Source organism: Paenibacillus sp. CMM36 (genome assembly GCF_053570945.1).
In genome coordinates this window covers 42,895-55,437 of the sequence record NZ_JBSEDY010000015.1, presented here as the reverse complement: position 1 = coordinate 55,437, position 12,543 = coordinate 42,895, and the positions used below count along the sequence as shown (strand labels likewise).

The following is a 12,543-nucleotide window of genomic DNA, read 5'->3' as shown; positions in this document are numbered from 1 at the left end:
GACCTATTCAAAGAAGATACCTTTGCCCCAAATGGGCAGAGGATCGCACCTAAAAATTTGTATCGAGAACTGAATAAGTCAAATGTAGGAAAAGAAACAGTAGACTTAATAAAACGGAATAATATAAAAATCAAACTGGATTATGGTGAAATTCCTTTTAGATGACTTTGGAAATCAAATCTTGGGATTTGCAAATGTCAATACAAACACTATAAGAATATATATAAAAGGAACAGAGTCTGTTACTAGGACTACTCAAACAATTATCCATGAAGTTACACATAATTCATTAAAAAATCCTACTTATACTCAACGCGAAGAGGTTATTGCGTTTTTAAGAGAAGCAAAGCATATAAAAGAAGATCTTTCATATAGTGAATTCCGTGCTATCCTCAAAGAAGTGAAACTTCTTTATCCTAATTTACCGTATCGTTGACTTTAAGGAGGAAAATATGGATAACAATAATAAAGATAAGAATGATATTGATAGAAAGGTCTTGAATGGTGAAAAAGTTCCCTGTCCAAATTGTGGGAAAATCCTTCTTTATCAAAAAGCAGAAAGTGGTATGCATCCAAGTATTATATGTCCATCTGGAGACTACCATGTGCGATTAAATGTTAATAAAAGCGATATATTAGACAGGTTGGGTTTAACAAAACGGAACAAGGGTAATAAATAGGATCACATTGTTTGGTTATAGATATATTTTATTATAATTGTATTGTAATATTGTCAACAACAAGAACGTACAATACAATCAACAAACAACTTAATAAACTTTCAAAAGCTCTTTCCAACTTGAACCATGAGTAGGAATGAGCTTTTTTGCATGCAGAAAATGAGCTGAGGTACTGAACTATATGACAAAACGTGAACAATTCATTCAACAGATGAGGCTGCTTACATAGGCACATAAAACATATGAACAGCTTATGAATGAAATTGGCGGTTACTGCCAGCAAGCCAAGGAATTGCCCGAACAGGCGGCAGAGTTGCAGCGCTCAGGACGTATAGACTTTCAAATAAGAGCTGAAATTAAACAGTTACTGAATTAGGCGGAACATTTGAGGGATGTAGCAGATCAGAAAGACGGCCTGATGCGGTCAGCAAGGACTTTAATGGATTGATGATTTAGAGCGTCAAACATCTGAAGCTTGGATTTTATCCTCTAAATAATGCTATGAGAACACATTGGACATTACGGCAGGCAAGGTCATCTATTTGCAAAGAGGCAGCAGTAGTATGGTGATGGATGGCGAGACGGATATTCGTGCATCCCGAGTTAAGCTGGATGAACTTACGAAACGCCCTGTTTTCGTAGTAGATCTGGAGCCCGTTCCGGAGCCGCCGCTGATGTCAATTCAGGCTTATCAGGCGGCGTTAGTCAACGATACGCTGCCGCTATCCATTAATCAAAAACAGCCCATTCATAATTTCAAGCGATTTAAGGAGAAACGGGAGGGTAAATTATAAATGAGCAATAAAAAGCCTCTGAACCATTGCCGATTTAGGTCGGTATGACTCAGAGGGCGTGTATTTTAAAGCATTATAACATGTGTCGGGGCTTCTTGAGAGCTAAAGTTGGGTCATTTCCCAAGCCACATATTTTCCATCTGTTCAAGTGATCTCCCCTTGGTTTCGGGAACCTTGCGCCATATAAAGACTACGACGAATAACGAGATGGCTCCGAATAACCAGAAGGTATTGGACGGACCGGCTGAACTCAGCAGAGGAGGGAATGCCTGCGATACCAGATAATCACCGGCCCATAGTGCCATCGAAGCGATGGCTACAGCTTTGCCGCGAATGCGGTTCGGAAAGATCTCAGAGATCATGACCCATACGATTGGCCCAAGCGATATAGCGTAGGAGGCCACGTAGATCAATATCATGATGAGTACGAGCGGTCCGGTGGTCAAACCCATTTTGAATGCGGCTCCAATAATGACCAAACAGCAGGTCATCAACGAGGTGCCGATTATCAGCAGGATTTTTCGTCCCGCTTTGTCGATCAGCCATACAGATACGATGGTAAACAACACATTGATCAACCCGATCCAGATGGTCTGGGTCAAAGAAGCGTCCGTACCGAGTCCCATTCCTTTAAAGATAACCGGCGCGTAGTACAAAATGGCATTGATGCCGGTAATATGCTGCATAATGGCAAGCATGACACCGATAAAGAGAGCGACCCGAATACCGGGAGCGAACAATTGTTTCAATGAGTTGTTCTCATTTTTGAATGATTCCTTGATATCAAGCACTTCCTGCTTAGCGGCTTCTTCACCGTGAATTTTCAGCAATATCGGCAACGCTTCATAAGGCCGATTCTGTTTAATAAGCCATCTCGGGCTTTCGGGTATGAAGAGCATCAAGAGCATAAAGATCAGTCCTGGAACAGCTCCCACTCCGAACATCCAGCGCCAGGCTGTTGAGACACCCCAGGCTTCATCCCCCAGGCTGACGATCCACGAATTCTGAAAATAAACCAGGAAAATGCCCGTTACGATCGCCAGCTGATTTAAAGCAACCAAACGGCCGCGGTATTTGGCAGGAGCGATCTCCGCGTTGTACACCGGACAAACGGTGGAAGTGATGCCTATGCCAATGCCGCCGATCATGCGAAAGATAACATACCCGGTGAACGAGTCTTGAAGCGCAGAGCAGATCGAGCCGACGACGAATAAAAATCCGGCGGCCAGTAATACCTTTTTTCTACCGATCCTTTCACTCATGTAGCCAGAGAGAGCCGCTCCCGTGATACTCCCTACAATCAGACTCGACACCGCCCAACCAACCTGAAATTCGCTCAGCGAAAAACGCTGCTGTAGGAATTCAACTGCTCCCGAAACGACCGCGATATCAAAACCGAACAGTATCCCTCCAAGCGCAGCTACGATGGATACTAGCGTCACAAAAAGCATATTGGGTTTTTCCGATTGAAGCGCTTTCTGTTGAGCGCTTTCATTATGAATGATTACTCCCATATAATCATCTCCCCTCCAGATTCCTAAAACCTCATTCCGTTCTTCGAGGAGAAGTATAACATGCGCTTATAAAAGAAAGGCCGGTTATCGTCTTCAATAAACGGACCTTTTCACGCACGATTTTGGCTTCGGTTCCCGAATTGGAGACGGAGGGGCTAAATCTAGCATTACCTTGTCATTCGAGCTTAAAAAAATCCATGCCGATGGCCGGCATGGATGAATTTCTACTATTTTTGGCCTTTGAACTCAGTGGGAGGAACGCCCGTTATCTTCTTAAAGACACGGCTAAAATAGTTTGGGTCCTTATAACCCACTTCAAAGCTGATTTCCTTCAGAGCAAGGTTACCCTCCTTGATCAGAGAAATAGCTTTATCAATCCGTAGCCGGGTTACGAAGTCGATGAACGTCTCTCCGTATTCCTGTTTGAAAATTTTACTGAAGTAGTGGGGATTCAAATGGACAAAATCAGCCACTTCTTCCAGCGAAAGCTCATCGTTGAATCGTTCCTCGATATACATTTTCGCTCTGCCCAGCATAGTCAGTGTTTGAACCTCCCGCTGTTCGCGTATCCGTTGCAGTGCTGACATGACGTACGTCTGCTGAAGCATTCCATTCTCCGCTTTGACGGCAAGCACAGAAGCGTTTCCAGCCTCTGACGACTTCAGTTCGTCAAAGTGGCAGTAACCTCCATCCCGCTTGCGTAGGGTGGAGGCAAAAACGGCTTCGAAATAGGACTTGCGAAGTCCTTCCTCGCCGCTATGCAGCGATCCGATTCCAATGGCCGTCTTAATGCCAAGTTGCTGGTGGGCAAGCTCGGAGAGCTGCTGAACGAGGTGTTTAACCAACTGGCGCCAGTCGTTTTCGCTGGTGGCAGGCGGCTTGCATAAAAAAGTGGCTACATGATGGTCGATCAGGGAGCTTACAATGGCATTCGGGCCATGTGTTTTTACATAGCTTCGGAAATGCTCGTAAATTTTCTTTTTATCCTGCTCGTCCGTATATCCGTCAAAGGCGGCAATGATGGCGCTTCCCTGATCAAGAGGAAAGTCCAGCCATTCTGATAGCTGGGAAGCGCTCGAATCCACTGTCTGGTCGACCATGAGCATTAAAGCCAGCTCATTTTCTGCGAGCGGCATCAGCTGTGAGATTTTGTGCCTAAGCTCCAATTCTTCCGTACGTGCTCGCTTCTCGCACTCAATTTCTTCAATCAGTCGTTTCAGTGTGCCGATGATCAGTTCTCGCTTCGCCGGCTTCAGAATATATTCTTTTACGCCCAAAGAGAGCGCCTTCTGGGCATAGGCAAAATAATCGTAGGCAGTGACGAGCACGAATCGGGTATCGGGAAGCCGCTCCTTTAATTCACGAAGCGCTGCAAGCCCGTCGATTCCGGGCATATTGATATCCAGAATCGCAATATGGGGACGGTGCTCTTCCGCACATTCAATCGCCATGCGACCGTTGCCAGCATGAATAAACCGGAATATCCCCGGCATCGCCCGTTCCACTGTCAATTCCAGTCCTTCTCTCTCTAAAGCCTCGTCATCCGCGATTAACAACCGATACATCAGTCTACTCACTCTCCTTCTTGACTGGAATTCGTATGGTTATGGTAGTACCTCGTCCGGTACTGCTACTGATTTCAACCATTCCTTCTTTTCCGTAGAACAACTGCAGCCGCCTAAACACATTTTGCATTCCAAGTCCTGTTGAACTGCCACTTTCGACTTCGCCTTCAAGACGGAGCACGGACAGTCGGGTTTCCTCCGTCATACCCTTTCCGTTGTCCGAGATTTCAATTTGTACATCCTCGTTCGCTCGCGACAACGTCAACGTGATAATGGCTCCATCCTCCATATCTGCCACACCATGAAGAAAAGCGTTTTCAATAAATGGCTGGATCGTCAAGGCCGGAATTTGCTGCTGAAGAACGGAAGCGTCAAAGTGCAGATTAAAGAGAATTCTGTCCCGGAAGCGCGCCTGCTGAATGGTCACGTATTCGCGAATATGATCCAGTTCCTCCTGGAGAGTTACGGGTTTGTCCAGCTTTTGCAGACTGTACCGTAGTAGATTGGACAGCGAAACGATCAGGTCGCTGGTTTTCTCCGCCCCTTCCAGGATCGCCAGCTTGGAGAGCACATTTAAGGTATTGAATAAAAAATGCGGATTAATTTGATTTTGCAGAGCCAGAAGCTCCAGTTCCTTCACAAGCCGCCGCATTTCCAGACTCTGTTTATCCTTCTCAATGAGGATACTCAAATCGGCGGACATTTGCGAAATGGCGTCCGACAGTACGCCTAGCTCGTCATCCCGTCGCGGTGGGGGCTTGATATTCAGATCACCTGTAGCGATTCGCTTCGCCAGTCCGACAAGTCTGCCGACAGGGCCAGTAATGCTGCGCGAGATCCAGATTGCAAGCAAAACCCCCATCAGCGCGTTCATGCCGAACAATGCCACTCCTAAAACGTTCATTCGCTCATTTTTGTTCCGAATGTTCTCGATGATCGGCCGGTAATAGGCCAGTTCAGCATCGATCAGTCGCTGTCCCTCCTCATGAATATAGCTGACGGTTTTCTCCGCTTCAATATAATGTTCAAAAGCCGATTGAGGATCTTGTGTATTTGCATCCAGAACTGCGGCTTGTTTCTGTTCAAGAAATGTGGTCAACAAATTCACGTAGTCCTCCTCGGCGAAGGAAGGGTCGGTCGAGTCGGAGACTTCTTGGATTTTGCCTTTCAACTGCATTAATTGGTATTCTGTCGGACCCTGCATAGCCTTATCGTCCCTTGGATTAAGCAGATAGGCATATAGGAGCTTTAAGTTGCTCTCCGCCGATTCGGAGGTTTGCTCGATGAGGAGAATGCGGCCAAGCATTTCATCGTAGCTCTGTTGTACGACCTTTCCGCTTTGGAATACAAAATAAGCGATGATATTGGCGAACACAACTAGAAGAGGGATGAACAGAAGCAGCTTCGTTCTGATCGTCATCGTCTGTCATCTCCGGACATGTTGTCGGGAGTGTCCGCATGCACTTCATATATCCTGGTGTATGTTAGTTGCTGGGGATCATTCCCCTTTAGATAATCATTCAGCAATTTTATGGCCTTAGCCCCCATTTCCTCTGGCTGTTGAACAAGGGTCAGTTCGATTTTGCGATCTTTGATTGCTTTCAACGTCTCAGCCATATCGTCAAAAGCAAAAATCTGCAAATTCCGCGCGCCGCGCCGCTCCGAGGCTTCCAGAATGCCAAGGCCGTCCAGCGCACTGAATCCGACCATGTAGCGGATCTGCGGATACCGGGTGAGCATGTTTTGGGCTTGCTGGGCTGCCTGAAGCCGTGAAATATTTGAGGAGCGAATCTCCACAATGTGGAGATTGGGATAGCGGCTGATCACGGAGCGAAATCCGGCAAGCCTAAGTCGCTGATTCTCGACGTGCTCGCTACTGATCATAACTCCAATGTCGCCACGCTCTCCAGAGGCTTTCGCTAACAGCGCGCCCATCTGTTTTCCTGCTCCTTCGTTATCCGTTCCGACGTAAGCCAGCCTTCGGGAGTCCGGTTCGTCCGTATCGATCGCGATGACAGGTATGCCAAGTCCGGCTGCTTTGTCGATTAATCGTCGATACTCCGGATCATTTATCCCTTGAACCAGAATTGCATCCGCCTTGGCAGCGATCGCTTTATCAAGCAGTTTGATCTGCTCGGACGGATTAATGCGGTCTGGACCGATATAATCGAGCCGCATACCGTACTGTTCCGCTTCTTTTCGGGCTCCTTGTTCAATGGACCGCCAGTAATAATTGTCTAGCTCTTGCGATATCAATACCACTTTTGTATCGGAACCCCCGTCGTTTGGTGAAACCGTCTTCAATTGTTCTGCAAATTGGTGGATTTGAAAGGAAGACAGAGTGAACTGAAAGAGCAGCCAGGCAAATAGCAGGAAGACTGGGATAAGGATAAATGTCCATTTACGGTTTGACATGTCTTGCTCCTTTGTAAATATTTAGAGACTTAACTCATTATACAGTAACCAAAGAAGCGTAGGCAGCTATCGCCAGCATAAGCGCGATTATTGAGGAGATGGAAGTCGAGCAGGCACTAAATGAATTCCGTGGAAAGATAGCATTGGAGATAGGCCCCTACCAGTAGGATTAGGACATTTTTAAGTCCAGAAACTGCTGCAGGGGCTTAAGTATATAAAAATAACCTCACTAAATCAGACCATGCTTTTTAAAGCTGTGAAACAGTCCATCTTCATCCACAGCATCCGTAATGTCATCTGCAATGGCTTTGAGGCCCGGTTTGGCATTTCCCATGGCAATTCCTAGTGCACAATATTCAATCATTTCAGCATCGTTCATCCCGTCTCCGATAGCAATGGTGTCTTCTTGGGATCTTCCCAAATGCTCAATAAGCTTTTCAATAGCTACGGCTTTGTGAATACCGGGAACCATTAGCTCACCACTGTCTTGCCCGAAAGCAGATACAGTACATTGAATAACCTCAAATTTCCCTGCGAATTCCTTTTTGATTTGTTCAAAAGGAACATTTTTATTTTCCAAAAAACATGCTTTGTTCACGTCACTACGGTACAGGTTGTCCTCTCCTATAGTTAGGCCGGTGATAAAAGGATGCGGGCGTTGTTCTTTTTTTTCTCTGGCTACGGGATCATTGTCCACATCTCCGTAGATAAGCCGTTCCACATGGGGCAGAAAGTTTTTACTCGCAAACAGTCCCCCGTTCGATTCCAAATAAAAGTCCAAATCATGTTCATCAAAGTAATCGACCATATGTCTAACATCTTCATCCGATACTTTGTGGTGATATAACATCTCGCCTTCGATTTCTACAAAGCCCCCGCCAGCTCCGATGATCCCGTCAAAACCGACCTCCATGATAAAATCATAAATCTCCGCTTTGGATCGGCCAGTGCATAAATAAATCAGATGTCCGTTCTTTCTCGCTTCGATACATGCTGTTTTTGCAGATTCGGGAATCATACCATCATCATTCACTAGCGTTCCATCTATATCTAAAAAGATAATCTTTTTGTTCATCTTAGGCTGCTCCTTGCTCTCCAATGTTTCCTTTTATGTTACTACATTTACCGCACTTAAAGTACATATTGAACTGAAAAAACACTAGATAGAAAGAGAGAAGTGGGATGGATCAAAATGGAAATGGGAAACCCTCTGATCACGCGAAAGTTAGGATTTTTGACACCTAAATACGAAACTAGTCATGATTTTGATAACGCTTTCCACAGGCCTATTGCTACAATGACGGTATATACCCATTCTAATTACCGGAGGTTGAATGCCGTGTCATTTAAAGTAGCTTTTATTGGAGCAGGAAGCATCGGTTTTACCCGTGGAATTTTGCGAGATCTGTTATCGGTGCCGGAATTTAATGATATTGAAGTGGCTTTTACGGATATCAGTCAGCACAATCTGGATATGGTTACTGAGCTGTGCCAGCGGGATATTCGCGAGAATGGTTTGTCCATACAAATACAGTCCTCTACGGACCGTAAGATAGCTTTAAAGGATGCCAAATACGTCATTTGTACGATCCGGGTTGGCGGGCTGGAGGGCTTTGCAACCGATGTGGATATTCCACTGAAATATGGCGTGGATCAATGCGTGGGCGATACACTGTGTGCAGGAGGGATTATGTACGGTCAGCGTGGTATTGCTGAAATGCTGGCCATCTGCAAGGATATCCGCGAGCTAAGTGCACCGGATGTATTGCTGCTGAACTACTCGAACCCCATGGCAATGATGACGTGGGCCTGTAATAAATACAGCGGTGTGCGTACAATCGGTCTATGTCACGGCGTACAGCATGGGCATCACCAAATTGCCGAGGTGTATGGTCTGGAGAAGCAGGATGTGGACATTGTGTGCGCCGGAATCAATCACCAGACGTGGTACATTCAGGCGTCACATGAAGGCAAGGATCTGACAGCCGGGCTGCTGGAGGCTTTTGAAAAACATCCCGAATATAGCCGTACCGAAAAGGTGCGCATCGACATGCTTCGCCGTTTTGGCTATTACAGCACAGAGTCGAATGGTCATCTAAGTGAATATGTACCTTGGTACCGGAAGCGTCCGAATGAAATTATGGACTGGATTGATCTAGGCAGCTGGATCAACGGAGAAACAGGCGGCTATCTGCGTGTATGTACAGAAGGACGTAATTGGTTTGAAACAGATTTCCCTAACTGGATGAAAGAAGAGCCATTGGAGTACAAGGCGGAAAATCGCGGTGAAGAGCATGGTTCATACATTATCGAAGGTCTGGAAACCGGACGTGTATACCGGGGGCATTTTAATGTCGTTAATAACGGTGTGATTTCCAATTTGCCGGACGATGCGATTATTGAAGCGCCTGGATATGTGGATCGGAATGGTATCTCCATGCCACATGTAGGAGACCTTCCGCTCGGTCCTGCTGCCGTCTGCAATGTAAGTATTTCCGTCCAGCGTTTGGCTGTCGAAGCAGCTGTACATGGTGACGACATGCTACTTCGGCAAGCGTTTATGATGGACCCGTTAGTGGGCGCGGTGTGTAATCCCAAAGAAATTTGGCAGATGGTCGATGAGATGCTAGTGGCACAGGAAGCATGGCTGCCGCAATACGGAGCAGCGATTGCCGAGGCGCGCCAACGTTTGGCTGCAGGCGATCTGATTCCAACCCAGCCTTATGAGGGAGCAGCACGACTTAAGGCGAAGACGGTTGAAGAAATGCAACTGGATCGGGATGCCGCCAATAAAAATGCAGGACAATCCGACAAGGGCAAGGATCGCGAAAAAGTGTAGAACAACAAGGGCAGAGATTGACTTCACAACAATAAAAGGGTGTTTTCACGGTCATGAGGGCCTGAAAACACCCTTTTGCTGTCGATAGATATAACGATTTGGCATAGTTGGCGTGCTGGAGTTTATCATTGTCGATTTAGGCTGACGGAAATTAAAGAATACGGTCTTGCTTTTTATGAATTTGCTCTTTTGCCGTCGATCCTAAATCTCCCGAAAGCTTGTTATAGCAGGGATGTTCAACAAATGAAGAAACCGACTTCAGAAAAAGAGGGGCCGTGATGAACCACTAGGGTGGCAATTCATATGCCTAATTAATAATGTAGTCCTTAATTTATTCAATTTACAGCAGATTTCCAGCTCACTATAATCTAACATAGGAGGTGACAAAAAGGGGAAAATGTGAGCGCATGCACAAATAGAAAGCGCTTACCTTTCGCAACTATGAACGCCACTTTTTTTGGAGAGAGTAGAGTAGGCGTAACTCACAATTAATCATGTAACAATCAGGTGCCGACATAGGAAGATTCAACAAAATCCACGGAAAGATAGGTGAAGCAATTGAAAACAAAGCAAGTGCTTCGTAAAGGAATGAAGTATGCTTTTGCGCTATCACTCGTCGCAAGCAGCTTTCTACCAGGTGCAGGATTTACGGATAAAATACATGCAGAATCCCATGTCGATAATCCTTACCAAGGAGCGACAAAATATGTTAACCCTGATTATGCGGCTAGTGTCGACACATCGATTGCCAAGATTACAGATGCGAACCTGAAGGCAAAAATGCAAACGGTCAAAACGTTCCCGACAGCCGTATGGCTTGATCGTATCGCTGCTATTAACGGCGGTGGAGGCAAGCTTGGCCTGGAAGCGCATTTGGACCAAGTATTGGCGCAAAAGAAAGGCAACATGCCGATTACGGCGGAATTCATTGTGTATGATCTGCCCGGACGAGATTGTCATGCCTTGGCTTCCAATGGTGAATTGCCGTTGACTCAGGCAGGTCTGGAAACGTACAAAAAGGATTATATTGACAAAATCGCTTCTATTTTTGCGAATCCCAAATATAAGGATATTCGCATCGTAGCGATCATTGAACCGGACAGTTTGCCAAATCTGGTAACCAATCTGGATACTCCCCAATGTGGACAAGCCAAATCTACAGGAATTTATGAGGCTGGCGTTAAATACACAATGAATAAGCTGAACGAGATTCCGAATGTGTACAAATACGTGGATATCGGTCACTCTGGTTGGTTAGGTTGGGATAACAACCGTACAGCAACGGTATCTCTGTTTACAACTATCTTCAAAGATACTAGCAAAGGTTTGTCCAGTGTGGATGGCTTTATCACGAATACAGCCAATACTTCACCGTTGACAGAACCGAATCTGCCTGATCCCAACCTGAATATTGGCGGGCAGCCGATCAAATCATCCAAATTCTACGAATGGAATCCTAATTTCGATGAATCGGATTTCGCTGAGTCCTTGCATAGAGATTTTGTCAATGCAGGCTGGCCAAGCTCGCTCGGCATGTTAATTGATACCGGCCGTAATGGATGGGGAGGACCTAACCGTCCGACTTCCGCAGTCGGCAATGATATTAACTCCTATGTAAACTCAGGTCGTGTGGACAAACGTTCGCACCGTGGTAACTGGTGTAATAGCAGCGGAGCAGGGATGGGAACACCGCCACAAACGGCTCCAGCTGGCCATATCGATGCCTATGTCTGGGCGAAACCTCCAGGGGATTCCGATGGTTCCAGTTCACTCATTCCGAACGATGAGGGCAAAGGCTTTGACCGTATGTGTGATCCTACCTATACAACCAAGGATGGCACATTAACAGATGCTTTGCCGAATGCACCTATTTCAGGAGCATGGTTCCATGATCAGTTTGTGATGCTGGTACAAAATGCGTACCCTGCAATCGTGCCTTCCACTGGTGGTGTGGACCCAGCGCCTACAGCTCCAGCTGTACCGTCTGGCTTAAAGGCCGTAGCTGGTAATGCTCAAGTGACGCTGACTTGGAGTGCGTCTACTGGTGCCGATAGCTACACGGTAAAACGTGCCACTAGCGAAGCAGGTCCTTTTACAGCCGTTGCCCCTCTTGTAACAGAAAGAGAGTACACAGATAAGGGACTGACGAACGGAACAACTTACTTCTATGTTGTAAGTGCTACGAATGCGAAAGGAACAAGTAAGGATTCTGCAACGGTAAGTGCTGAACCTAAAGGTACACCGACTGATCCAACAGAACCAGCGGGTGATCTGGTTGTAATGTACCGGGCCGGGGACACCGACCCAGCGAATAACGCAGTTAAGCCTTTCCTTAACCTGAAAAATAAAGGCACAACACCCGTGAAGCTGAGTGAGCTGAAAATACGTTACTATTTTACGAAGGATGGCAGCCAAGAGCTGCAATCCGTAGTAGACTATGCGCAAGTAGGCAATGATAACGTGCTGCGTACCATTACAGACAACTATATTGAAATTGGTTTCAGTGCTGCTGCCGGCACGCTTGCTGCTGGAGCGCAAACAGGTGATATTCAGATCCGCATGAACAATAGCGACTGGTCTAACCTGAACGAATCCAATGATTATTCCTTTGATCCAACTAAAACCTCTTATGCAGAATGGAACAAAGTAACGTTGTTCCACAATGATAAGCTGGTGTGGGGAATCGAACCTTAGGATTTGGCCAGAACATGTGCCCTTGAGTGATTGAAAAGTAGT

Annotated in this window: 11 protein-coding genes; 6 read left to right on the top strand and 5 right to left on the bottom strand. The window is 46.1% G+C overall.

The genetic code is table 11. The features are described 5' to 3' along the window. Window positions 1–142 precede the first annotated feature (142 nt). The 4 genes from ACWA2B_RS22970 (at window position 143) to ACWA2B_RS22955 (ending at window position 1,474) form a co-directional block, all read left to right on the top strand. Complete coding sequence (locus tag ACWA2B_RS22970; RefSeq protein ID WP_449292649.1) at window positions 143–436, top strand: hypothetical protein; 294 nt, start codon at window positions 143–145, stop codon at window positions 434–436. Between the two features lie 16 nt (window positions 437–452). Beyond that, window positions 453–680 (top strand): hypothetical protein, encoded by a 228-nt coding sequence (locus ACWA2B_RS22965; RefSeq protein ID WP_318627042.1) that lies wholly within the window; start codon window positions 453–455, stop codon window positions 678–680. A gap of 253 nt (window positions 681–933) precedes the next feature. Beyond that, entirely contained in the window at window positions 934–1,056 is a 123-nt protein-coding gene (locus ACWA2B_RS22960) for a hypothetical protein (RefSeq protein WP_318627041.1), read from the top strand. A gap of 136 nt (window positions 1,057–1,192) precedes the next feature. Beyond that, the gene (locus ACWA2B_RS22955) at window positions 1,193–1,474 is read left to right on the top strand and encodes a hypothetical protein (protein WP_318627040.1); all 282 of its coding nucleotides are present in this window, start codon (window positions 1,193–1,195) and stop codon (window positions 1,472–1,474) included. 113 nt (window positions 1,475–1,587) lie between these two features. On the opposite strand, the gene ACWA2B_RS22950 is transcribed toward ACWA2B_RS22955, so the two are convergent. The 5 genes from ACWA2B_RS22950 to ACWA2B_RS22930 form a co-directional block, all read right to left on the bottom strand. Beyond that, entirely contained in the window at window positions 1,588–2,988 is a 1,401-nt protein-coding gene (locus ACWA2B_RS22950) for a sugar porter family MFS transporter (protein WP_029516079.1), read from the bottom strand. 227 nt (window positions 2,989–3,215) lie between these two features. Next, window positions 3,216–4,553: an AraC family transcriptional regulator gene (locus ACWA2B_RS22945; RefSeq protein WP_318627039.1), complete on the bottom strand. Its 1,338-nt coding sequence runs from the start codon at window positions 4,551–4,553 to the stop codon at window positions 3,216–3,218. A 4-nt stretch (window positions 4,554–4,557) separates the two neighbouring features. Beyond that, the gene (locus ACWA2B_RS22940) at window positions 4,558–5,973 is read right to left on the bottom strand and encodes a sensor histidine kinase (protein ID WP_318627038.1); all 1,416 of its coding nucleotides are present in this window, start codon (window positions 5,971–5,973) and stop codon (window positions 4,558–4,560) included. Then, a complete protein-coding gene (locus ACWA2B_RS22935) occupies window positions 5,970–6,968 on the bottom strand; it encodes a substrate-binding domain-containing protein (RefSeq protein ID WP_318627037.1) in 999 nt (332 codons plus the stop codon). Before ACWA2B_RS22935 ends, ACWA2B_RS22940 begins: the two co-directional genes overlap by 4 nt. A 229-nt stretch (window positions 6,969–7,197) precedes the next feature. After that, window positions 7,198–8,043: a Cof-type HAD-IIB family hydrolase gene (locus ACWA2B_RS22930; RefSeq protein ID WP_069010348.1), complete on the bottom strand. Its 846-nt coding sequence runs from the start codon at window positions 8,041–8,043 to the stop codon at window positions 7,198–7,200. Between the two features lie 264 nt (window positions 8,044–8,307). Here ACWA2B_RS22930 and melA point away from each other — a divergent pair, with 264 nt between their 5' ends. Both melA and ACWA2B_RS22920 read left to right on the top strand, forming a co-directional pair. Next, on the top strand, window positions 8,308–9,807 hold the full coding sequence (melA, locus tag ACWA2B_RS22925; protein ID WP_318627036.1) for an alpha-glucosidase/alpha-galactosidase: 1,500 nt from the start codon (window positions 8,308–8,310) through the stop codon (window positions 9,805–9,807). 549 nt (window positions 9,808–10,356) lie between these two features. Further along, complete coding sequence (locus ACWA2B_RS22920; RefSeq protein WP_165144453.1) at window positions 10,357–12,501, top strand: glycoside hydrolase family 6 protein; 2,145 nt, start codon at window positions 10,357–10,359, stop codon at window positions 12,499–12,501. The last annotated feature ends 42 nt before the right edge of the window (window positions 12,502–12,543 follow it).

Excerpts from the sequence above, each read along its gene's own strand:
- ACWA2B_RS22970 (WP_449292649.1), top strand. The coding sequence starts at position 143 with ATGGTGAAATTCCTTTTAGATGACTTTGGAAATCAAATCTTGGGATTT.
- ACWA2B_RS22965 (WP_318627042.1), top strand. The coding sequence starts at position 453 with ATGGATAACAATAATAAAGATAAGAATGATATTGATAGAAAGGTCTTG.
- ACWA2B_RS22960 (WP_318627041.1), top strand. The coding sequence starts at position 934 with ATGAATGAAATTGGCGGTTACTGCCAGCAAGCCAAGGAATTGCCCGAA.
- ACWA2B_RS22950 (WP_029516079.1), bottom strand. The coding sequence starts at position 2,988 with ATGGGAGTAATCATTCATAATGAAAGCGCTCAACAGAAAGCGCTTCAA.
- ACWA2B_RS22945 (WP_318627039.1), bottom strand. The coding sequence starts at position 4,553 with ATGTATCGGTTGTTAATCGCGGATGACGAGGCTTTAGAGAGAGAAGGA.
- ACWA2B_RS22940 (WP_318627038.1), bottom strand. The coding sequence starts at position 5,973 with ATGACGATCAGAACGAAGCTGCTTCTGTTCATCCCTCTTCTAGTTGTG.
- ACWA2B_RS22935 (WP_318627037.1), bottom strand. The coding sequence starts at position 6,968 with ATGTCAAACCGTAAATGGACATTTATCCTTATCCCAGTCTTCCTGCTA.
- ACWA2B_RS22930 (WP_069010348.1), bottom strand. The coding sequence starts at position 8,043 with ATGAACAAAAAGATTATCTTTTTAGATATAGATGGAACGCTAGTGAAT.